The sequence below is a fragment of the Leisingera sp. S232 genome, assembly GCF_049800895.1.
Lineage (GTDB): Bacteria > Pseudomonadota > Alphaproteobacteria > Rhodobacterales > Rhodobacteraceae > Leisingera.
In genome coordinates, this window is record NZ_JBNAFX010000020.1 from 51,590 (window position 1) to 74,073 (window position 22,484).

Genomic DNA, 22,484 nt, shown 5'->3' on the forward strand with positions numbered 1-22,484 from the left:
GGGAGTTTCCATGACCGCCAATGTCCTGTTTGCAGGCCGCCCCGAAAGCTGGCCCCTCTATGCACCGCTGTTGAAGGCAGAGTTTGCCCGGCTGGGTGTGGACGCCAGTGTGCACACAGAAATTGCGCCGGCAAAGGTGGACTATATCGTCTATGCGCCCAGCGGACCGATCAGCGATTTCAGCCCCTTCACCCGGCTGAAGGCAGTGCTGAGCATGTGGGCAGGGGTCGAAAAGATCGTGCCGGCTGTACCTGCCGCAATACCGCTCACCCGGATGGTGGACAGCGGGCTGGAGCAGGGCATGACAGAATGGGTTGCTGGCCACACGCTGCGGTATCACCTGGGAATGGATGCCCATATCCTGGGGCAGAACGGGCACTGGGACCCCAAGGCGCCACCGCTGGCAAAGGATCGCTGCGTGACCGTGCTGGGCCTCGGTGCGCTTGGCACGGCCGCGGCCAAAACCCTGGCCGCGCTTGGCTTCCAGGTGGCCGGCTGGAGCCGGACACGGAAACACATTGATGGGGTCATCTGCCACTCCGGCGGGGACGGGCTGAAATCTGCTTTGGCACAGGCAGAGATCGTCATTCTGCTGCTGCCGGACACGCCTGCCACCGAAAACACCCTGAACGCTGAAACCCTGGCGATGTTGCCAAGGGGGGCCAGAATCATCAACCCGGGCCGGGGCCCGTTGATAGATGACGACGCGCTGCTTTCCGCCCTGAACAGCGGCCAGATCGGCCACGCAACGCTGGACGTGTTCCGGATCGAGCCGCTGCCGCCCGGACATCCCTATTGGACGCATCCAAATGTGACCGTGACACCTCACATCGCCTCGGAAACCCGCGAAAGCACGGCCGCCCAAGTGATTGCAGAAAACATCCGGCGCAGCGAGGCCGGTGAGCCGCTGTTACATCTCGTCGACCGAAGCCTCGGATACTAGGGGCTTCGCCCCTCGCGCCTGCGGCGCTCACCCCAGGGTATTGCCGACCAGAAAGAAGCGAAACGCATACTGCTTCTTTCTGGTCTGAAATACCCAATTCTGCGGTATCGCCTTGCGGCGTGTTTTCTATTTCGCGGCCAAGCCGCGGCCTTTCAACAAAGCCTCCACACCAGGCAGCCGCCCACGGAACGCTTTGTACAGCTCTGCCGGATCGGCGGAACCGCCGGTTGAGAGGATATGTGCCTCCAGTGCATTGGCGCGTTCAACGTCAAACGCACCGCCAGCCTCCTCAAAGGCGGCAAAGGCATCTGCATCCATTACCTCCGACCACATGTAGCTGTAATAGCCCGAGGAATAGCCGTCGCCGGCAAAGACATGGGCAAAATGCGGTGTCGCGTGGCGCATGATAATGGCCCGCGGCATGCCGATTGCCGAAAGCACTTCCGCCTGTTTAATCATCGGATCTGCCGGTGCCGCGCCATCGTGGAAGGCGAGATCCACAAGGGCCGAGGCAACATACTCTACAGTCTGGAAACCCATGTCAAAATTGGCCGCCCCCAGCACCTTCTTCAGCATCTCCTGCGGCATCGCTTCACCGGTTTCCGCATGAGTGGCAAATTCCTGCAGCACCTCTGGTACTTCCAGCCAGTGTTCATAAAGCTGGCTGGGCAGTTCCACAAAATCCCGCGCAACCGAGGTGCCGGAGATGCTATCATAGGTCACATTGGACAGCATCTGGTGCAGCGCGTGGCCGAATTCGTGGAACAGGGTGCGGGCGTCATCCCAGGACAGAAGCGCCGGTTCACCCTTGGCGAAATTGCAGACATTGATCACCACCGGCGCCTGCACGTCCGGAAACTTCGCCTGCTGCCGCATGGCCGAACACCAGGCGCCGGACCGTTTGGAGCCGCGGGCAAAGTAATCGCCGATGAAGACCGCCACATGGCTCCCGTTCCGGGTCACTTCCCAGGCGCGGCAATCAGGATGATATAGAGGCACATCCAGCGGTGCGAACTCCAGCCCGAACAGCCGGTTTGCACAGGCAAAACTCGCCTCGATCATCCGGTCCAGCTGCAGGTAGGGCTTCAGCGCGGCCTCATCCAGATCGTGTTCCGCCTTGCGGCGTTTTTCCGCATAGTAGCGCCAGTCCCAAGGTTCCAGATCACCATTGACGCCATCGTCCTGCATCATCGCGGTCAGTACAGCTGAGTCTTCACTGGCCCGGGATTTGGCGGCCTCCCAAACTTCCATCAGCAGCCCACGCACCGCTTCTGGAGTCTTGGCCATTTCTGTTTCCAGTTTGTAAGCGGCAAAGTTTTCATACCCCAGCAGCTGCGCGCGCTCTTCGCGCAGTTTCAGGATTTCTGCAGCGATGCCGCGGTTGTCGGTCGCACCGCCGTTAGCCCCGCGGGCGGCCCAGGCATGAAAGGCTTTTTCGCGCAAATCGCGGCGTGGCGAGAACTGCAGGAACGGTGTGATCAGCGAGCGGGACAGTGTGACCACCGGCCCCTCTTGCCCCTTTTCTTCCCCAGCTGCGCGAGCTGCATTGACCACAAACTCCGGCAAGCCTTCCAGATCTTGCTCGGAAAGCTCCATGAACCATTCCCGTTCATCCGCCAGCAGATTCTGGGTGAACTCTGTTCCCAAAGTGGCCAGACGGCCCTTGATCTCCTGCATGCGCGTATCGGCGTCACCTTCCAGCGCGGCACCGCCGCGAACAAAGCCGCGATGGGTCAGCATCAGCACTCGCTGCTGTTCCTCCGTCAGCTCAAGCACCTGCCGCTGTTCCCACACCGCCTTGATGCGGGCATAAAGCGCTTTGTTCGCTGTGATGGCGGAAAAATGCGCGGCCAGCTTCGGCGAGAACGCCCGCTGCAGCTCTTCCCGCTTGGGATTGCTGTCAGCCCCGGCCACGGTGAAGAACACGCCCAGAACCTGCTCCAGCTCGCGGCAGGGCGTTTCCAAGGCTTCGATCACATTGGCAAAGCTTGGCGGCTCAGCACTGCCGGCAATAGCATCAATCTGCGCGGTATGCGCCGCCAGCGCCTGTTCCAGTGCAGGCGCAAAATCATCATCGGAAATGCTGTTGAACGGGGCAATTTCAAACGGCGTATCCCAGTGGGACAAAAGCGGATTGGGCATATGCATGGTCTCCTTTGCATGTGACGCTAGCGGCAAAGAGAGGGGGCTGCAATTGGCCTTTCCCGGCGCCGGGACAACGGCTCAACCGCCTGCACCCTCGCCCACGGTCAACTCCGCCGGAATGATGCGGATGGGTACATCCGCCACATTGGCTGCCCGCGCAATGCGCCATTCGAAACGGCCCATCTTGCCGTCTGTATCGATCAACACCACCACCGGTTCCTTGCCAGTCACTTCTGCCGCAAACAGCGCCTGCTGGATGCTGTCCAGGCTGCTGCGCTTGTCCAGCCCGAACTCGATGACGCGGAGCGCATTCTCGCAGTCGGTGCGGATAGAGGCTGCGCCACCGGGATAAGTGAACACATGCACCTGTTCCGGCTGGCCGCCGAACAGGGCACCGCAAAGGAGCGCGATGTAGTAGGCTTCGTTCACCGGCGGAGGTCAGTTTTCTGCCGTGCCGCCGCAAACCGGGCAATCCTGGCGCCGGGACAAACGGATCTTGCGGGTTTCGCCGTAAAGCCCGTCATAGATCAGCATCTCTGCGCGCAGCACCGCACCAGCGCCGGTGATCTGCTTGACCGCCTCCACCGCCATCATTGACCCAACCACTCCGGGCAGCGGGCCGATCACTCCGGCCTCGGAACAGCTGGGCGCAAGACCAGTAGCGGGGGCCTCGGGGAAAATACACTGATAACATGGGCCACTCTCTGCCGGATGGAACACGCTCAGCTGGCCTTCCCACTGCGACAACGCGCCGGAGATCAACGGCTTGCCCTGCGCCACCGCAGTGCGGTTCGCCAGGTAACGGGTTTCGAAATTGTCGGAGCCGTCAAGGATCAGGTCATATTCCGCAAACAGCTCAGCTGCGGCCTCCTCCGTCAGGCGGCGGTTATAGGGGCGCACCTCTGCATAGGGGTTTTGCGCCTGCATGGCCGCCTGGGCCGAAAACACCTTGGGCTTGCCGATATCCTGGTCCCGGTGAATGACCTGGCGCTGCAGGTTGGCGTTGTCCACCGTATCATCGTCAATCACCCCGATGGTGCCTATGCCGGCGGCCGCCAGATACTGCAGGGCTGGGGCGCCAAGCCCGCCGGCTCCGATCACCAGCACCTTGGCCTTTTTCAGCTTCTTCTGCCCCGGCCCGCCCAGTTCCCGCAGAACGATATGGCGGGCATAGCGGTCAAGCTCGCTTTCTGTAAAGGTGCTGGCGGGCTGGCTCATTTCGGTTTCCTGGGGCTGGGCGCGGGACTTCAAGGCAGCCACGATACGCGCATAAAACCCGGCCACAAGGGCAAAGCCCGCAAGCATCAGCCAGGGCGCAACTGAACCGCCGGTGCCTTCGCGCAGCGGATGCCCGTCCGGCAAGGTCAGCTGCACCGCCAAAACAGCGGCAATCAAAACAGCCAGCAGAACAATACGCAAATTACGCGGCAGGCCCAGAAAACGACCACCCCACCAGATCAACGCGCCCAGAACCAGAACCCGCAGCATCAGCCCCGTCCGGTAGAGCCGAAACCACCGCCGCCGCGGCCGGTCTCGGTCAGCGCATCAGCAAGTTCAAAGCGGGCTTGCAGCACCGGGGCTGCCACCATCTGGGCAATGCGGTCACCATGACGGATCTCAAAGGGGTCGCTCCCGGCATTCAGCAGGATCACCCCCAAAGGCCCGCGGTAATCGCTGTCGATGGTTCCAGGCGTATTGGGCAGGGTGATCCCGTGTTTCAACGCCAGTCCGGACCGCGGGCGGATCTGCACTTCATATCCTGCTGGGATCTCTATGCGCAGGCCCGTCGGTACCAGCTTGCGCTCTCCCGGCTGCAGTACCAGCTGCCCACGATCCGGCAGATTGGCGCGTACATCCGCCCCAGCTGCACCGGCCGTTTCATAAGACGGCAGCGGCACATCCCGGTCCGCCCCCTCCTCATGGATCACACGGATCATGACCATCCCTGCCCCCCTTTCATCTTTCCCAAAATACTCAAATTCACCCGGCCAGCGCCGCTGCGATCCGATCTGCCAGTTTGCGGGCAACTTCATCCTTGCCCATCCGCGGCCATGCCTCGGCCCCTTCGGCGGAAATCAGCACGACTGCGTTCTCGCTGCCGCCCATGATCCCGGTTTCAGGCGAGACATCATTGGCGACAATCCAGTCGCAGCCCTTGCGCTTGCGCTTGGCCGTGGCGTTTTCCACCACGTCATTGGTTTCCGCCGCAAACCCCACCACCAGCCCCGGACGGCCGTCTGTCATCTGCGAGACAGTTTTCAGAATGTCCGGATTTTCGGCGAACTCCAGTGTCGGCAGCCCGTCCTTGGATTTCTTCAACTTCCGGTCAGAGGCGCCGACCACGCGCCAATCCGCCACCGCCGCCGCAAAAACGCCGACATCGGCAGGCAGGGCAGCCTGCACCGCGGCTTCCATTTCACGGGCGCTTTCCACCGGCACCGCTTGAACGCCCTCAGGTGGGCGCACCGCTGCCGGGCCCGTGATGAACACCACCTCAGCACCCAAATCGCGCAGAGCACGGGCCACTGCTGCTCCCTGCGCCCCGGAAGAACGGTTGGCGATGTAGCGCACCGGGTCAATCGGCTCATGCGTCGGACCGGAGGTCACCAGGATGCGTTTTCCCTGCAAAGGGCCTTGCGCAAGCTTGGCCGCAATCGCTGCCAGAATCTCCTCCGGTTCCGCCATCCGGCCGGGCCCGAACTCGCCGCAGGCCATGCTGCCCTCGTTGGGGCCGATGAAAGACACGCCATCCGCCTTCAGGGTTTCAAGATTGCGCCGGGTTGCCGGGTGCTCCCACATGCGAACGTTCATCGCCGGCGCCAGCAGCACCGGCGTATCGGTGGCCAGCAGCAGGGTCGAAGCCAGATCATTTGCCTGGCCATGCGTCATCTTTGCCATCAGATCCGCCGTGGCAGGCGCCACCACCACAAGGTCAGCGCTGCGCGACAGCTGGATGTGCCCCATCTCAGCCTCTGCCGTCAGGTCAAACAGCTCCTGATGCACTGCCGCCCCAGCCAGAGCCGAGACCGACAAGGGGGTCACAAACTCAGCACCCGCCTTGGTCAGAACCGGTGACACCCTTGCCCCCTGATCCTGCAGGCGGCGGATCAGTTCCAGCGACTTATAGGCTGCAATGCCGCCGCCGATGATCAGTAGAATATGTTTGCCAGCCAGCATTTTGCGCATCCTCGTCCGGTTTCCCGCGACCTTACTGCGGCACGGCAAAAGTGTGAAGCAGTCAGCCGTCCTTGCGAAAGGCGAGGCAGGGGTCACCGCGTTCGACCTCAGGGGCATCCAGTACCAGGTCAAATTGCCCGTTGATCAATCCCTGTTCGGATTGGCCCAGGCTTCGAATTTCGGCTTCCGGCCGGGCCTGCGCCAGATAGACTGCCAGCCCCCGGTCCATTCGGGCATGACCGTTGCCGGTGATGACAGCAACCGGGCCGCCGGTCTCTGCCAGGGCCTGGTCCGCAGCCGCCGCCAGTGCCGCATCGCGCAGCCGCTGGAAGTCCACAAGCAGCGGCAGCATTTCCTTTGGCATGGCATCGCAATGACTGACCTGCTGATCTGCCTCCCTTGCGCCCTGTTCTGCTGTCGGCAACGGCTGATCCAGGCCAAAACGGGCAGAGACATCTGCGCCGAAGTACGCAACTGACCCGTTGCTCATGATTTCAGGCGCTTCGCTGCGCGGCACCCGCGCGCCGTACTGGCGGGCATCCCTGGCCGCCGCAAAGACCGGAGCATACAGGCTGAACGGCGGCCAGCCGCTTGTTGCCCAGTTCAGCATCTCGGCCGTCTGCAGCGCATCATCAGGAATACCGGATTCCAGCCTTTTCGCCTGCTCTACCGTGAGCATTTCCCAGACTACGGCCTTGGGTTTCAGGGCAACCAGCAGCTCAGCCTGCCGCTGATGGTGCACGGGGTTGTCGTGCATCTCACCCAGGATCACCACATCCGCAGTCCGCAGAATTTCCGCCGCACTTGACAGCCCGTCGGCGTTGGCCTCAGACACGCAAAGCGCCGCCAAAACGGCGGCGCTTGCAATCATTTTCAGGTCACGCGCAAGCTTTCTCATGAAAGCAGTTTGTGCACCTCGCGCGATTGGCCTTCAAGGCATTTTCGCATTTTCTGGAATGCCCCGGATTCGAGCTGTCGCACCCGCTCTTTGGACAGGCCAAGTTCTGTTCCCAGGCTTTCCAGCGTGCGCGGCTGATCGCGCAGCTTGCGCTCAGTAATGATGAAACGTTCACGCTCATTCAGCGCCTGCAATGCCCCCACCAGCCATTTGCGCAACTGGCGGCGGTCGTGCCGCTCCTGCACCAGCTCCTCGGCCTGTGAGGCATCATCTTCCAGCGCATCAATCCATTCGCGGCCTTCTTCGTCCGCAGATTGGATCGCATTGAGCGAGAAATCGGTGCCGGACAGGCGTCCTTCCATCATTTCGACGTCCCGCAGCGGCACACCGATTTCGGTGGCGATCTTCTGATGCAGCTGATGCCGGTCCAGCCTCAGCCCCGATACACGGGCCTCACGTTCAAACTGTGCCTGCACCCGACGCATATTGAAGAACAGCGATTTTTGCGATGAGGTTGAGCCGGTGCGCACCATCGACCAGTTGCGCATCACGTAGTCCTGGATCGACGCTTTGATCCACCAGACCGCGTAGGTCGAGAAGCGCACCCCACGGTCCGGATCGAATTTGTCCGCTGCTTTCATAAGCCCCAGACCTGCCTCCTGGATCAGATCGTTCATCGGCGCCCCATATCGCTTGAATTTGGCCGCCATGGAAATTGCCAGACGCATATAGGCGTTGATGAGCCGGTGCAGCGATTGCACGTCACGGTCATCCCGCCAAGCATAGGCCAAGCGCCGCTCGGTCTCTGCATCCAGCAGTTCTGCTTTCATTGCCTGTCTCGGCAATGGGTTTTCGGCTGTTTGATCAAGTGCCATTGTGATTTCCCCCCGGAAACTAATTAACAAACTGCCGCCTGTCGGCGTGCATGGAACAATCGGAGGCCCGGTAATAGGCCAGCAGCAACAGCGCACTGGATGCGTCTTTCGGCTCATCCTGAGGCCAAAACGGAAAAGTGAAATTTTTGGCCCCTGCACAGCCTATCCCGGCCTTAAATGTGGAACCCCGGGACGCTGCGGTCTCTTGTCTTCACCGGGCCCTGCAGTTACCCACAGGAACGGCTTCGGACTCATAGGTTAGCAAAAAATGCCGTTAAATGTAACTTTTATTCTTGGCGGCGCGGCCTCTGGAAAGTCGGCATTTGCCGAGAGCCTGTGCGCAAGCACTGGAAAAGATAAAGTTTATTGGGCCACAGCACAGGTTTTTGACGCTGAAATGCGCGAAAAAGTGTCCCGGCACCTGACGCAAAGAGGCGAAAACTGGACCACTATTGAGGAGCCGGAAACAGCTGCAGCAGTCTTGGATCCTCTGACAATCGACCAGATTTGCCTGGTGGACTGCGCCACAATGTGGCTGACCAACCATCTGCTGGCGGATCACGACCTGGTCGCAGCCACCGACGAACTGCTGTCCGCCATCAGCCGCTGCCAAGCTGATTTGGTGATCGTTTCCAATGAAACCGGGTTGGGCATTGTGCCGGAAAACAAGCTTGCCCGCCGGTTTCGCGAAGCCCAGGGGCGACTCAACATCGCGTTGGCTGCGCGGGCGGACACGGTGGTGCAGGTGACGGCCGGTCTTCCTTTGGTTTTGAAGGGCGCGCTATGACCACCCGGCTGTTTCTGGTGCGGCACGGGCCGACCCACGCAAAATGCATGGTCGGCTGGTCCGACCTGCCGGCGGATCTGTCTGACACAGCGGCCCTTTCCCGCCTGTCGAGCTACCTGCCTGCAGAAGCACTGGTTGTATCTTCCGACCTGTCCCGTGCGGCTGAAACGGCCAATGCCATCCAAGGCAGCCGGGTCCGGCTGCCGCATGACACTGCCCTGCGCGAGATTCATTTCGGCGCCTGGGAACTGCGCAGCTGGGCAGAAGTGGATGCCGAGGATCCAGAACGCATCCGCGCCTATTGGGAGACGCCGGGTGATGTCACCCCGCCAGGCGGCGAAAGCTGGCATCAAGTCTGCAACCGGGTGAACACGGCGATTGACCGGCTGATCGCGGCCAACCGGGGCCGCGATCTGATCGTGGTCGGCCACTTCGGCCAGATTCTGACCCAGATCCAACGGGCAGAGATGCTGACAGCAGAAGAGGCCTTTGCCCATCGGATCGACAACCTGTCAGTCAGCGAAGTGTTCTTTGGCCCTGACGGCTGGCAAACCGGCGCGATCAATCACCTGCCGTGATCACGCCCATCACAATCATTAGATTTCCTAATGCTCAAGGCCGCGTTAACGTCCTGCTATGGCTTATGAAATCTATATTGGCGACCGCATGTTCTCCAGCTGGTCCTTGCGCGGCTGGCTCATGCTCGAAAAATTCTCCCTGCCCCATACTGTGCAAATGGTGGGGCTTTACTCCGGAACCATGGCGGATGACATGGCGCATCTGGCGCCGGCTCGGCTGGTGCCCGCACTGCGCACGCCGGAAGGCACCGTGATCGGCGAAAGCCTGGCCATTGCCGAAACCCTGGCCGAAAGGCATCCCGAAGCCGGGTTATGGCCCGCTGATCCGGCCCAGCGCGCCACTGCCCGCTGGCTGGCGGCGGAGATGGTCGGCGGTTTCTCTGCCCTGCGCGGCGAATGCCCGATGCAGCTGGCCCATATGTACGAAGGCTTCGGGGTCTCTGGCGCAGTAAAGGCGGATCTGGACCGGATCGAAACGCTGTTTGCCCATGCCCGCAAGGTTTCCGGCCATGGCACCGGCTACCTGTTCGGGAACTATTCGCTGGCGGATGTGTTTTATACACCGGTCGCGGCCAGGATCATGGGATACGGCCTGCCAGTGTCTGAGGCGACACGCGCCTATTGCAAACTGTTGCTGTCGGACCCGGCAGTCCTGCAATGGCAGGAACAGGCGCATGAGGTCAGTTACGACCCGGAACCCTATGCTCTGGACTTGCCGCGGCAGCCCTGGTCGCTGGGCTAATACGGCGGCCAGCGCGAAACCTTCGTGAATTCACCGCTGGCCTCCCTTCCTGTTAACCTTTCGGAAACCACGATTGCCAAGCATCTCTCCCTAAGCATTCAGATGGCAGGGAGAGATGACAGCAAGGTCTTACACGGTTGCGTTCCAGGGTGTTGAGGCCCGTCCGGTCGAGGTGCAATGCGCCATTGCCCCCGGCTTGCCCGCCTTCTCGGTTGTCGGCTTGCCCGACAAGGCCGTTCAGGAAGCGCGCGAACGGGTGCGGGCAGCCTTTGCTGCCATGTCCATCGCCCTGCCCTCGCGCCGGATCACCGTGAACCTGTCGCCTGCAGGCCTGCCCAAGGAAGGCAGCCATTTCGACCTGCCTATTGCGCTGGCGCTGCTGGCCGCCATTGGCATTATCCCAGCAGAAAAGGCGGAAGAAACCATTTCACTGGGAGAGCTGTCTCTGGACGGCCAGCTGATGCCGGTGGTCGGCGCCTTGCCTGCGGCTGTTACAGCCGCAGAGGAAGGCCGGATGCTGCTGTGCCCCAAACCTTCCGGGCCGGAGGCCGCCTGGGTCGATGCCGCCCAGGTGATCGGTGCCGCAACGCTGACAGAGGCGGTACAGCATTTCACCGGCCAACGGCGCATTGAACCCTCTGTGCCGGGCGAGGCTGTTCATGGATTGGGTGGCAAGGATCTCCGCGATGTAAAGGGGCAGGAGTTTGCCAAACGCGCGCTGGAAATCGCAGCCGCAGGGCGCCACCACATGCTGATGGTCGGCCCGCCGGGGTCCGGCAAATCTATGCTTGCGGCGCGCCTGCCCTCGATCCTGCCGCCGCTTACGCCTGCTGAGGCGCTGGAAACCTCAATGATCCATTCGTTATGCGGGCTGATTGACGAAGGTGGCATCAGCCGCGCCCGCCCGTTCCGGGAACCGCACCACACGGCGTCGATGGCGGCGATTGCGGGCGGCGGGCGACGGGCGCAGCCGGGGGAGATCAGCCTGGCCCATAATGGTGTTCTGTTTTTGGACGAGCTACCGGAGTTTGGCCGCCCGGTGCTGGAAACCCTGCGCCAGCCGCTTGAAACCGGAGAGGTCATGGTGGCGCGCGCCAATGCCCATGTGAAATATCCCAGCCGGTTCATGCTGGTGGCTGCCGCCAACCCCTGCAAATGCGGCTACCTGGCCGATGCCAACCGGGCCTGTTCCCGCGCCCCCTTGTGTGGGGCTGACTATCTAGGCCGGATTTCCGGCCCGCTGCTGGACCGGTTTGATCTGCATCTGGATGTACCGCCTGTGGATGTGGCCGATCTGGAGCTGCCGCCCAGCGCCGAGGGTTCTGCCGAGGTCGCCCAGCGGGTCGCAGGTGCACAGGAAATACAGGCCGACCGGTTCCGCGGCCACTCCGGCCTGCGCCAGAACGCCGATGCCGAGGGCACATTGCTGGAGGAAATCGCCGCCCCGGACGCAGACAGCCGCGATCTGCTGGTCCGTGCTGCCGAACGCTTTGGGCTCAGCGCGCGCGGCTACCATCGGGTGTTGCGGGTCGCTCGCACCATTGCGGACCTCGCCTGCGAGGAAAAAGTTCAACGCCAGCACTTTGCCGAGGCCCTAAGCTTCCGCCTGCCCTCAACGCGCTGAACTGCTGCCAAAAACTGAGTTCACAAAGCCTGCGGCCTCTTCCAGCGCGGCTTGCCCTTCCGGCAGATGACCGGCCATGAACTGCCAGACATGCGGAACATTACGCCAGATATTCAAGGAAACTGTACCGCCTGCCTCCTGCAACCGCTCTGCCATGCGCTGCGCATCTGACAGCAGCACCTCGGTGCTGCCTGCCTGGATCAATACCGGCGGCGGGTTACGAAAATCTGCAAACAACGGCGACGCGCGCCCGTCCGCCGGATCAGCGCCTGCCAGATACTGCTCAACAGCCTCCTGCATCCGCGCCGCCGGGATAATCACGTCTCGGTCCCGGTTGGATTGGAGGCTGGCCCCGCCCAGCGTGAGATCGCACCAGGGGGAAAAGGCAACAAGACCCGCAGGGCGCTCGCCTTTGGCAAGAAGACCTGCCAGCAGGGCCAGCGCCAGCCCGCCACCGGCGCTGTCACCGGCCAGCAGAATGTCCTGTGCCGCATATCCGGTGTCCCGCAAGTACTGCCAAGCGGCCATGCCGTCCTCATAGGGGGCCGGAAACGGCGCATCCTGCATCAGCCGGTAGTCCGGCACTGCGATTTCCAGCCCCGCCGCCAGCGAAAGACGCGACAGCATCCCCTGATACGCCCGGGCGCTGCCGGCCAGGTAGGCGCCGCCATGCAGGAACAGGATGACATTCCCCAGCCGCGGCCTGCCTGCCGACACGATCGTCAGCGGCACAGGTGCGGGTCGCGGCAGCAGCCGAGTGAATGGCAGTGCCGGGTAAAAACGCGGCGCCATCGCCTCAAAGAACCGCCGGGCCACGTCCGGACTGCCGGTGCGCTGCAGCACCGGCTTCATGCCATAGCGCATCCACCCGTTTTTGGCCCGGCGCTGCCAGCTCATCAGGTGAATTTGGCTTCGATCGCCTGCCACACCTTTTCAGCGATGTTTACCCCGTCAAATCGCTCCAGCTCCTGAATGCCGGTAGGAGAGGTCACGTTGATCTCGGTCAGGTAGTCGCCGATCACGTCGATGCCGACAAAGACCTGCCCTTTTTCGCGCAACAGCGGGCCGATCGCGGCACAGATTTCCAGATCGCGGTCGCTTAGTCCGATCTTCTCGGGTCGTCCGCCCACATGCATGTTCGAACGGGTCTCGCCCGCCGCAGGCACCCGATTGATGGCGCCAACCGGCTCGCCGTCGACCAGGATCACCCGTTTGTCGCCATTGCTGACATCAGGCAGGAACTTCTGCACGATCAGCGGTTCGCGGCTGAAACCGGTGAACAATTCATGCAACGAGGTGAGGTTGCGGTCATTGGCATCCAGCCGGAACACCCCTGCACCGCCGTTGCCGTAAAGCGGTTTGAGAATCACATCGCCATGCTTTTCCTTGAACGCCTTGATGGTCTGCAGATCGCGGGCAATTGTGGTCGGCGGGGTCAGCTCCGGGAAGTTCAAGACCAGCAGTTTTTCCGGGTAGTTGCGTACCCAGAAGGGGTCATTCACCACCAGCGCCTGGCCTTTTAGCATGTCCAAGAGATGGGTCGAGGTGATATAGTGCATATCAAACGGCGGATCTTGGCGCAGCCAGACCACGTCGAAATCCGCCAGATCCACTTCGCGCTCTTCGCCCAGAACCGCTGGCGCGTCGGCCACCCGCTGCACGGTCATGTCCTGACCGCGGGCCGTGATGCGGCCCTCTTGATAGGCCAGTTGGTCAGGACTGTAGAAAAACAGCTCATGCCCGCGCGCCTGGGCTTCCTCGGCCAGGCGGAAGCTGCTGTCCGCGTTGATGTCCACGCCCATGACCGGGTCCATCTGAAAGGCGATTTTCATGGCAGTATCCCTTGTAAACTGGCCAGATACATGGCCCACCGTGCGCCCAGGTTCAATGGGGCGGCAGCGGATCAGTCCAGGCCTATGGCGTTTTCGATGATCTCAACCGCGCCGGTGCCGTCCACCAGCGCGGCGTCGAACCGGACAGGGGTCAGCTGTCCCTGCGGTTCGTTTTCCAGATATTGCCCAGCGCTGGCATAAATCCGTTCTGCCTGCCGAAGGGTGATGCGCAGGGCGGCAGCGGCGCTGGTGGCGCTGTGTTTCACCTCGACGAACACCAGCTCCTCTGGGCCGCGCAGGATCAGATCGATCTCGCCGCCCGGGCCACGCCAGCGGCGTTCCGCAACCGTGTAGCCGCGGTTTTCGTAGTGACGTGCAACGATCTCTTCCGCGGCCTCACCGGCCAGATGGGCGCGGGCACCCCGATGCTGGCGGGGGTGGGTCATGGCTCAGCCGCCTTTGGCCAGCTGCAGCGCCAGCTGATAGATCTTGCGCCGCGGTAACCCGTGCATCTCAGCCACGATCCCTGCGGCGTCTTTGACCGAATTGCCCTGCAGCGCGGCCAGCAGATCGCTTTCCAGGTCGCCCTCGCTCACCTCTGCTTCCTGTGCACGGTCGACCAGCAGCACAATCTCTCCCTTCACGGGTTTTTCCTCCAGCCCCACGGCCAGTTCGGTCAGCGGCGCCCGGCGGACTTCTTCGAATTTCTTGGTCAGTTCCCGGGCCAGTGCCGCCGGACGGTTGCCCAGCACCGCAGCCATATCCGCAACCGAGGCCGCAACACGTTTCGGAGATTCATAGAAGATCAGCGTGCCGGGGATTTCCCGCAGCTCTTCCAGCCGTTTGCGCCGGGCACCTGATGCATTGGGCAGAAAGCCCGCAAAGAAAAACGCATCTGTCGGCAGCCCGGCCAGCGTCAGCGCCGTGACCGCCGCCGAAGCACCGGGCGCGCAGGTGACCGCATGCCCCGCCTCTGCCGCTGCACGGCTGAGATCATAGCCCGGATCGGCGATCAGCGGCATGCCGGCCTCGGATGCATAGGCAACGGATTTGCCCTCGGCCACCGCCTCCAGCAGTTTGGCCCGCGCCCCGGCACCGCTGTGATCGTGATAAGCAATGATCCGCCGTCCGCCCAGGGGCACGCCGTGAATCTCCATCAGCTTGCGCAGCGAGCGTGTATCCTCGGCGGCAAGCACATCGGCAGAGGCCAGAACATCCAATGCCCGCAGGGTGATGTCGCGGGCCGTGCCGATGGGCGTGGCAACAAAGTACAGCCCGGGGGACAATATGACATTCTGGTGATTCAAAGCTGGACCCGCCTTTTTGGTCGTTTATTATCCGCCTTTAAATCCACACGGCACAGAGCCGCCGGGAGAACGGAGTTTCAAGTCCATTATGTTTGCTGTTTTCAAACGCGCCCGCAAGGCAGCACTTGCAGCCGCCGCGGCTGTTTCCGCTATTGCTTTGACCGCCTGCGATCCGATCGCGATTGGCACCGGCCCGACCATCAACACTTCCAAACCCGTTCCTGTTGCGCTGCTGGTGCCGCGCGGCTCTGCCCAGCAGGGCGACAGCGTTCTGGCCAAGAGCCTGGAAAACGCGGCCCGCATGGCAATTGCCGACCTCGAAGGCGTGCAGATCGATCTGCGCGTCTATGATACCGCAGGCAGCCCCGAAGTCGCATCCAGCGCCGCGCAGCAGGCACTTAAAGATGGCGCTCGTGTCATTCTGGGCCCGGTCTATGCAGAGGCTGCGAATGCCGCAGGCATTGCAGCCCGCCAGCGTGGCGTCAATGTTCTGGCATTTTCCAACAACCCCGCCATTGCCGGCGGCAATGTCTTTATTCTGGGGCCAACATTCGGCAACACCGCGCGCCGCCTGACCAGCTTTGCCGCCCGCAATGGCAAGCGCAACATTCTGATTGTCGGCGGCAATGATGCCGCTGGCGTCGCAGGCCGCAATGCCATTCAGCAGGCCGCCAGCCAAGGCGGCACCAGCATTGCAGGCAGTGTTGGCTATGAGCTGTCGCAGCAGGGCGTGATCAACGCTATCCCCACCATCCGGTCCCAGGCTTCTGGTGCCGATGCCGTCTTTCTGACCTCGACAACCGCAGGCGCACTGCCGCTGTTGGCCCAGCTTCTGCCCGAAGCCGGCGTCGATCCCGCCCAAAAACAGTACATCGGCCTGACACGCTGGGATATTCCGCCGCAAACCCTGGCTCTGCCCGGTGTGCAGGGTGGCTGGTTCGCCATGCCTGACCAGGGCAAAGTACAGCAGTTCAGCGCCCGCTATCAGGCCAGTTACGGCGCAGCGCCCCATTCCATCGGCAGCCTCGCCTATGACGGCATCGCCGCCATCGGCGCGCTGGTTGCGGCTGGCAAATCCGACGCGCTGACCGCAGGCGCGCTGACGCAGGGTGCAGGCTTCCAAGGCGCCGGTGGCATCTTCCGTCTGCGGCCCGACGGCACCAATGAACGCGGCCTGGCGGTTGCCACCATCCAAGAGCAAAAGGTCGTCATCATTGACCCAGCCCCAAGCAGCTTCGCAGGCGCCGGGTTCTGAACCCGCCGCTGCCACGGCGCAGCCCTCTGCCAACGGTTATCCGGAACCGCTGGGCCCGCTGATCTGCGGCCCGGCGGATATTTTCGACGTCGGCAGCATCCGCGCGCAGATCACTGCATTGGCACAAGATACCGATGCTGCGACCCTGCGCAGGGAAACGGTGAATATCCTGAAAGCCGCAAACAAGGCCGGACGGGCTGCAATCGCCACGGCGTTTTCGGAACAACCGTTTTCCGCGCGTCAACTGACCCGCTCTTACACTTTTCTGACCGACGGGCTGGTAACAACCGCGCTGTTTGTGGCCAGTGAACTGCTGCACCCGCTGGCAACCCCGACCCAGGGCGAGCGGATTGCTGTGATGGCCGTTGGCGGATACGGCCGGGGTGAAATGGCGCCGGCCTCTGACGTCGACCTCTTGTTCATCACCCCCTACAAGATCACCGCCTGGGCGGAGAGCGTGATTGAATCCATGCTTTACATCCTGTGGGACCTGCGGCTGAAGGTCGGCCACGCCAGCCGCACCATTAAGGATTGCATCCGGCTGGGCGGCGAAGACTACACTATCCGCACGGCAATGCTGGAGCACCGCTTCCTGGCAGGCCATGTGCCGCTGGCGGATGAACTGGACAGGCGCCTGAAAACAGACTTGTTTTCCAAAGACACCCGTGAATTCATCGAAGCCAAGCTGGGAGAGCGAGACGCCCGCCACCTGAAGCAGGGCCAACGCTATATGGTCGAACCCAATGTCAAAGAGGGCAAGGGCGGCCTACGGGATCTGCAATCGCTCTACTGGATTGCGAAATATCTGTACCATGTTCAGGACGCTGCCGAACTGGTGCCGCTGGGCCTGTTCCGTCCGGAAGAACTGGAACTGTTTTCCAAGGCCGAGACCTTTTTGTGGGCGGTCCGGTCGCATCTGCATCTGGCGACAGGACGCGCAACGGAACAGCTCACCTTCGACTTGCAGGTCGAAGTTGCAAGCCGCATGGGATACCAGGACAAATCCGGCCGCCGGGCAGTTGAAGTCTTCATGCAGGAATATTTCCGCCACGCCACCCGCGTGGGCGACCTGACCCGGATTTTCCTGACCAAGCTGGAAGCCAGCCAGGAAAAGGACGCGCCGCTTCTGAAACGGATTTTCCGCCGTCGTCGGAAGATCAAGACCGGTTACAAAGTGGTGCACAACCGCTTGGATGTGCTCAACCCGGAAAAATTCCTGGCCGACCGGATGAACCTGCTGCGGATCTTTGAGGAGGCCCTGCGCACCGGGCTGCTGATCCACCCGGATGCCATGCGGCTTGTCACTGCCAATCTGCACCTGATCGACGACGGCATGCGCAACGACCCCGAGGCGCAGCGGATTTTCCTGGACCTGCTTCTCAAGCACGGCAACTCCGAACGCGCCCTCAGGCGTATGAACGAACTGGGGGTGCTGGCCGCATTCCTGCCGGAGTTCGAACCCATCGTGGCGATGATGCAGTTCAACATGTATCACTCCTACACCGTGGATGAGCATACCATTCAGGTGATCTCCAATTTTGCGGCCATCGAACGCGGCGAGCTGGAGGATGAACTGCCGCTCTCCTCTTCGATCCTGCGCAAGGGGCTTAGCCGCAAGGTTCTGATGGTGGCCATGCTGCTGCATGACATCGGCAAGGGGCGCGAGCAGGACCATTCGATCCTCGGCGCCCAGATCGCCCGCAAGGTGGCGCCGCGCCTGGGGTTGAAGCAGGCCGAATGCGAAACCGTGGAATGGCTGGTGCGCTATCACCTGCTGATGTCGGACATGGCACAGAAACGCGATATCGCTGACCCCCGAACGGTCCGGGACTTTGCCAAGGCGGTGCAAACGGTCAAGCGGCTCGACCTGCTTTTGCTGCTCACGGTCTGCGATATCCGCGGCGTCGGCCCCGGCACCTGGAACAACTGGAAAGCCGCCTTGCTGCGCGCGCTTTACAAACATACCCGCGCCGCACTGGAGGGCGGCATGGAGGCGCTGAACCGCGAACAGCGGGGCACGGCCGCCAAAAAGGCCCTGCGTGAGGCACTGCCGGACTGGTCCAAGGGGGCGCTGAAGACCGAAACCGCCCGTCATTACCCGCCCTACTGGCACGGGCTGCATGTGACCGCCCATGTGGATTTTGCCGAGATGCTGCGCGAATACACCAGCAAGGGTGACGCAGGCGAAGTGATGATCCGGCTTTATCCGGACGAGGACCGGGACGCCACTCGCGCCACCTTTGTAATGGAAGATCACCCCGGCATCTTTGCCCGCATTGCCGGCGCCCTGGCCCTGGTCGGCGCCAATGTGGTCGATGCACGGTCTTACACAACCAAGGACGGCTATGTGACCGATGCCTTCTGGATTCAGGACGCGGATGGGCATCCCTTTGATCCTCTGCGCCTGCACCGGCTCAAACAGATGATCGAGAAGACCCTGAAGGGCGAGGTGATCACCCGTGACGCCCTGAAATCGCGCGACAAGATCAAGAAGCGCGAGAAAGCCTTCAGGGTGCCGACCCATATCACCTTCGACAATGACGGCTCAGAGATCTATACCATCATCGAGGTCGACACCCGCGACCGTCCTGGGCTGCTTTATGATCTGGCGCGCGCTCTGGCCGCTGCCAACGTCTATATCGCCAATGCAGTCATTGCGACCTATGGCGAACAGGTGGTGGACACCTTCTATGTCAAGGACATGTTCGGCCTGAAATACTATGCCGAGTCCAAACAGCGGATGCTGGAAAAGAAACTGCGCGAGGCGATTGCCGAAGGCGCGAAACGGGCGAATACATGAAACCGATCAAACTGCTGTCGGGTTTCCTGACCGTCGGGTTCTGGACACTGGCCAGCCGCGTGCTGGGCTTTGCCCGCGAGATCCTGATTGCCGCCTTCATCGGTCCGGGACCGGTGCTGGACGCCTTTATCGTGGCCTTCCGCCTGCCCAATATGTTTCGCCGGTTCTTTGCCGAAGGCGCCTTCAATGCGGCATTTGTACCTGCCTTCTCCAAACGCTATGAGGCCGGGGAAGACGCGCGAACCTATGCTCAGCAGGCTTTCAACCTGCTGGCTGCAGCGGTGCTGACACTGGTGGGGCTGGGCATGGTGTTCATGCCGGGGCTGGTGTGGCTGACTGCCGGCGGCTTTGTCGGCGACGGGCGTTTCGACATGGCTGTTGGATACGGCTACATTGTCTTCCCCTACATCCTGTTCATGTCGCTGGCCGCATTGTTTTCCGGCGTTCTGAATGCCACCGGGCGCTTTGCCGCTGCCGCTGCCGCGCCCGTGCTGCTCAATATCTTTGCCTGCGCCGCCATGGCTGTCGGTGCCCTGCTGGGCGGTGACGTGATTGTCTGGCTGGTCTGGACCATCCCAGTGGCAGGCGTGGCCCAGCTGGCACTGGTCTGGGTTGCCGCCGCCCGCGCAGGCATTTGCCTCGCCCCCGGCCTGCCGCGCTGGAATGCCGAGATGTCCAGCCTGGTGCGCGTTGCCGTGCCAGCGGCGCTGGCCATGGGCGTCACCCAGATCAACCTTGTTGTCGGCCAGTATGTGGCCTCTGATATCGAAAAAGCCGCCAGCTGGCTGTTCATCGCCGACCGGCTCTATCAGCTGCCGCTGGGCGTGGTTGGCATCGCCGTCGGCATCGTGCTGCTGCCCGCCCTGTCCCGCCGCCTGCGGGCCGGCGACAGCGCAGGCGCGCAGGATGCCCTGTCCCGCGCCGGTGAATTTTCCCTGCTGCTCGCGGTTCCTTCAGCGGTTGCCTTCATGACCGTTCCGGTCCCGCTGGTCTCCGTGCTCTACGAACGCGGCGCCACCGGGCCAGAGGATGTGGCAGCCATCGCCATCGCCGTCGCCATCTACGGTGCGGGCCTGCCAGCCTTCATGCTGCAAAAAGTACTGCAGCCGCTCTATTTCGCCCGTGAGGACACCAGGACCCCGTTCCGCTACGCGCTGGTGGCCATGGTTGTGAATGCAGCTCTGGCTTTCGGGCTGAAACCGACGCTGGGCTGGATCGCCCCGGCAATCGCCGCCTCTGCCGCCGGCTGGGCGATGGTGGCGCTGCTGGCGCTTGGCGCCCGCCGCTGGGGAGAGGAGACCCGCTTTGACTCCCGTTTTCGCAGCCGCGCCTGGCGCATCCTGGCCGCCTCGACTGTCATGGGGGCTGTGCTTTACCTCATCACTCAGGCGGCGGGCTGGCTCTTCACCCTGGACTACTGGCGCTATCTCTCGCTGCTGGGCCTCGTGGTTTTGGGCGGCGCGGTCTACTTCGCCGCAGGCCAGGCCCTTGGCGCCTTCCGCCTGTCAGAGTTCCGCACCGCCCTCAGCCGCCGCAGACAGGCCTAAAGACCGCTGCGCTGCAAACTCCACCGCCGCAGCGCGCTTGGCGCGCTGCCCGGCCCAACGGCTGGAAATGCCCTGCAGGGGCTATGACAGCGGGCGGGAGCGCCCGGCTGTTCAATCGTGACGGACCCGGTCGCGGATGCGCGCCCAGCCGCCCGGCGCCAGGAAAAACGACAGGCCAAACCCGGTGGCAAACCCAACCAGATCCGCGACCCAATCCTTCTGGCCGCCGAACAAAAGCCCGAACAGCAGCTGCGCCCCCATCAAGAAGGCAATCAGCGAAAACGCCCGGCTCTGCTGCGCCCCGACCAGTGCCAGTGACCGCCACAGCAGAAAGGTAAACGCCCCGATCAGCCCGTAAACCGCTGGAAACCCGCCGATCAGCGGCTGGCCGTCCGCTATCAGCAGCGCGTACCCCAGGGCGCCGCCGGCACCGGACAGCAGGAAGATGATGACCATCGCCAGATCCCCCATCACCTCGCCCACCATCTTGCCCATTGCCAGCACGAAGACGCAGACAAACAGCGCATGGGTAAAGCTGCCATGCACAAAGACATAGCTGGCAAACCGCTTCAGATGCTCCAGCGGCCAGCGCCCGGTTTCCTGCATCCACCAGAAGATCTCGCTGGAAAACGCATAGGACTGGATCGCCTCCAGCCGCCAGCCGATCGCTTCAGGCCCGCCAGCTATGCCGCGCGTTCCAAGCGAAAACATGGCCTCTACCCCCATGATCACAAGCACCAGCGCCACCACGGCAGCAGGCAAGGGGTTCACTGGGGCGTTATGGGGCTCACTGCTCATCCGGGCTCCTTGCGGCACAGAATCCTCTGTGCCTGTTGACCTATCCTGGCCCCATGGGTAAGCCACCGGGGTTGCTATTTCCAGACGGGAGTTCCGCCCAAATGAGCGAAACCACATTCACCCCGCGTGTGTTCTCGGGCATCCAGCCCACGGGCAACCTGCATTTGGGCAATTACCTGGGCGCGATGAAGCGCTTTGTCGACATGCAAAACGCCGATTTCGAGACCGTCTATTGCATGGTCGACCTGCATGCCATCACAGCGTGGCAGGACCCCAAGGACCTGATGAAATCCACCCGCGAGCTGTGTGCCGGTTTCATCGCGGCAGGCATCGATCCTGAAAAATCAATCCTGATCAACCAGTCTCAGGTGCCTGAGCACGCGCAGCTTGGCTGGATCTTCAACTGTGTCGCCCGCATGGGCTGGATGCAGCGGATGACCCAGTTCAAGGACAAGGCCGGCAAGAATGCACAGAACGCATCGCTTGGCTTGTTTGCCTATCCGGCCCTGATGGCAGCGGATATTTTGATCTACCATGCCACCCATGTGCCGGTCGGCGAGGATCAGAAACAGCACCTGGAACTGACCCGCGACATCGCCACCAAATTCAACCACGACTACGGTGTCGATTTCTTCCCGATAACCGAGCCGGTCATCGAAGGCGCGGCCACCCGCGTGATGAGCTTTCGCGACGGCTCCAAGAAAATGTCAAAATCCGACCCGTCGGATGCCAGCCGCATCAATATGACCGATGATGCCGACACCATTGCCAAGAAGATCCGCAAGGCCAAGACCGACCCCGAGGGGCTGCCGTCCGAAGCCGAAGGGCTGGAAGAGCGTCCCGAAGCGCGCAATCTGGTCAACATCTATGCGGCGCTGAATGACCAGAGCGTTGATCAGGTGCTGGCAGATATGGGCGGCAAGCAGTTCTCCGAATTCAAACCGATGCTGGCAGAGCTGGCGGTATCGAAACTGGCGCCCATCTCGACCGAGATGGCCCGGTTGATGGACAACCAGGATGAAATCGACCGCATCCTGGCCCGCGGTTCGCAGCGCGCGCGTGAAATCACTGCGCCGATCCTGCGCAAGACCTATGATATTGTCGGCATGGTGCCGCCAGTGCAGCTGTAGCCGGACCAAAGCGCGTCAGCGGGCCGCTGAGGCTGGCTGACGCGGT

At 62.2% G+C, this 22,484-nt stretch carries 21 protein-coding genes; 9 read left to right on the top strand and 12 right to left on the bottom strand.

From position 1 onward, the window contains the following. The first annotated feature begins 10 nt into the window (after positions 1–10). A complete protein-coding gene (locus ACP151_RS13090; protein WP_424979345.1) occupies positions 11–943 on the top strand; it encodes a 2-hydroxyacid dehydrogenase in 933 nt (310 codons plus the stop codon). 126 nt (positions 944–1,069) lie between these two features. Here the strand turns inward: ACP151_RS13090 and ACP151_RS13095 are convergent, their stop codons facing one another. The 7 genes from ACP151_RS13095 to ACP151_RS13125 form a co-directional block, all read right to left on the bottom strand. Further along, positions 1,070–3,085 carry a M3 family metallopeptidase gene (locus tag ACP151_RS13095; RefSeq protein WP_424979346.1) on the bottom strand — a complete coding sequence of 672 codons (2,016 nt, stop codon included), beginning with the start codon at positions 3,083–3,085 and terminating at the stop codon, positions 1,070–1,072. Positions 3,086–3,166: 81 nt separating this feature from the next. Further along, a complete protein-coding gene (locus ACP151_RS13100) occupies positions 3,167–3,517 on the bottom strand; it encodes a hypothetical protein (protein WP_424979347.1) in 351 nt (116 codons plus the stop codon). Positions 3,518–3,526: 9 nt separating this feature from the next. Continuing rightward, positions 3,527–4,576 (bottom strand): HesA/MoeB/ThiF family protein, encoded by a 1,050-nt coding sequence (locus ACP151_RS13105; protein WP_424979348.1) that lies wholly within the window; start codon positions 4,574–4,576, stop codon positions 3,527–3,529. Then, complete coding sequence (gene dut / locus ACP151_RS13110) at positions 4,576–5,031, bottom strand: dUTP diphosphatase (RefSeq protein WP_424979349.1); 456 nt, start codon at positions 5,029–5,031, stop codon at positions 4,576–4,578. Before dut ends, ACP151_RS13105 begins: the two co-directional genes overlap by 1 nt. A gap of 37 nt (positions 5,032–5,068) precedes the next feature. After that, positions 5,069–6,265 (bottom strand): bifunctional phosphopantothenoylcysteine decarboxylase/phosphopantothenate--cysteine ligase CoaBC, encoded by a 1,197-nt coding sequence (gene coaBC, locus ACP151_RS13115; RefSeq protein ID WP_424979350.1) that lies wholly within the window; start codon positions 6,263–6,265, stop codon positions 5,069–5,071. Between the two features lie 61 nt (positions 6,266–6,326). Then, positions 6,327–7,136: a ChaN family lipoprotein gene (locus tag ACP151_RS13120; RefSeq protein WP_424979351.1), complete on the bottom strand. Its 810-nt coding sequence runs from the start codon at positions 7,134–7,136 to the stop codon at positions 6,327–6,329. A gap of 23 nt (positions 7,137–7,159) precedes the next feature. Continuing rightward, complete coding sequence (locus tag ACP151_RS13125) at positions 7,160–8,038, bottom strand: RNA polymerase factor sigma-32 (protein ID WP_424979352.1); 879 nt, start codon at positions 8,036–8,038, stop codon at positions 7,160–7,162. Between the two features lie 268 nt (positions 8,039–8,306). Between ACP151_RS13125 and cobU the strand changes: the two genes are divergently transcribed. From cobU to ACP151_RS13145, 4 genes are all read left to right on the top strand, one after another. Then, on the top strand, positions 8,307–8,825 hold the full coding sequence (gene cobU / locus ACP151_RS13130) for a bifunctional adenosylcobinamide kinase/adenosylcobinamide-phosphate guanylyltransferase (protein WP_424979353.1): 519 nt from the start codon (positions 8,307–8,309) through the stop codon (positions 8,823–8,825). Then, positions 8,822–9,403 carry a histidine phosphatase family protein gene (locus ACP151_RS13135; protein WP_424979354.1) on the top strand — a complete coding sequence of 194 codons (582 nt, stop codon included), beginning with the start codon at positions 8,822–8,824 and terminating at the stop codon, positions 9,401–9,403. Before cobU ends, ACP151_RS13135 begins: the two co-directional genes overlap by 4 nt. A 58-nt stretch (positions 9,404–9,461) precedes the next feature. Continuing rightward, complete coding sequence (locus ACP151_RS13140) at positions 9,462–10,145, top strand: glutathione S-transferase (protein WP_424979355.1); 684 nt, start codon at positions 9,462–9,464, stop codon at positions 10,143–10,145. A gap of 115 nt (positions 10,146–10,260) precedes the next feature. Beyond that, positions 10,261–11,769: a YifB family Mg chelatase-like AAA ATPase gene (locus tag ACP151_RS13145; protein WP_424979356.1), complete on the top strand. Its 1,509-nt coding sequence runs from the start codon at positions 10,261–10,263 to the stop codon at positions 11,767–11,769. Here ACP151_RS13145 and ACP151_RS13150 read toward each other — a convergent pair. The 4 genes from ACP151_RS13150 to rsmI all read right to left on the bottom strand — a co-directional run bounded on the left by ACP151_RS13150 (position 11,758) and on the right by rsmI (position 14,908). Then, complete coding sequence (locus ACP151_RS13150) at positions 11,758–12,666, bottom strand: alpha/beta hydrolase fold domain-containing protein (RefSeq protein ID WP_424979357.1); 909 nt, start codon at positions 12,664–12,666, stop codon at positions 11,758–11,760. The two genes, ACP151_RS13145 and ACP151_RS13150, sit on opposite strands and share 12 nt — an antisense overlap. Continuing rightward, complete coding sequence (gene gshB, locus ACP151_RS13155; protein ID WP_424979358.1) at positions 12,666–13,601, bottom strand: glutathione synthase; 936 nt, start codon at positions 13,599–13,601, stop codon at positions 12,666–12,668. The genes ACP151_RS13150 and gshB overlap by 1 nt, the downstream gene beginning before the upstream one ends. 71 nt (positions 13,602–13,672) lie before the next feature. After that, a complete protein-coding gene (locus ACP151_RS13160) occupies positions 13,673–14,047 on the bottom strand; it encodes a YraN family protein (RefSeq protein WP_424979359.1) in 375 nt (124 codons plus the stop codon). Between the two features lie 3 nt (positions 14,048–14,050). Then, the gene (rsmI, locus tag ACP151_RS13165; RefSeq protein ID WP_424979360.1) at positions 14,051–14,908 is read right to left on the bottom strand and encodes a 16S rRNA (cytidine(1402)-2'-O)-methyltransferase; all 858 of its coding nucleotides are present in this window, start codon (positions 14,906–14,908) and stop codon (positions 14,051–14,053) included. Positions 14,909–14,996: 88 nt separating this feature from the next. Between rsmI and ACP151_RS13170 the strand changes: the two genes are divergently transcribed. Genes ACP151_RS13170 through murJ form a run of 3 tightly spaced genes read left to right on the top strand, consistent with a single transcriptional unit; the run spans position 14,997 to position 20,510 of the window. Continuing rightward, a complete protein-coding gene (locus ACP151_RS13170) occupies positions 14,997–16,163 on the top strand; it encodes a penicillin-binding protein activator (protein ID WP_424979361.1) in 1,167 nt (388 codons plus the stop codon). Further along, positions 16,123–18,963 (top strand): [protein-PII] uridylyltransferase, encoded by a 2,841-nt coding sequence (locus ACP151_RS13175; protein WP_424979362.1) that lies wholly within the window; start codon positions 16,123–16,125, stop codon positions 18,961–18,963. The genes ACP151_RS13170 and ACP151_RS13175 overlap by 41 nt, the downstream gene beginning before the upstream one ends. Continuing rightward, on the top strand, positions 18,960–20,510 hold the full coding sequence (gene murJ, locus ACP151_RS13180) for a murein biosynthesis integral membrane protein MurJ (protein WP_424979363.1): 1,551 nt from the start codon (positions 18,960–18,962) through the stop codon (positions 20,508–20,510). The genes ACP151_RS13175 and murJ overlap by 4 nt, the downstream gene beginning before the upstream one ends. 111 nt (positions 20,511–20,621) lie before the next feature. Here murJ and ACP151_RS13185 read toward each other — a convergent pair whose 3' ends face one another. Continuing rightward, positions 20,622–21,308, bottom strand: coding sequence for a rhomboid family intramembrane serine protease (locus tag ACP151_RS13185; protein WP_424979364.1), 687 nt, complete (start codon positions 21,306–21,308; stop codon positions 20,622–20,624). Between the two features lie 101 nt (positions 21,309–21,409). Here ACP151_RS13185 and trpS point away from each other — a divergent pair, with 101 nt between their 5' ends. Further along, complete coding sequence (gene trpS, locus ACP151_RS13190) at positions 21,410–22,438, top strand: tryptophan--tRNA ligase (protein WP_424979365.1); 1,029 nt, start codon at positions 21,410–21,412, stop codon at positions 22,436–22,438. The last annotated feature ends 46 nt before the right edge of the window (positions 22,439–22,484 follow it).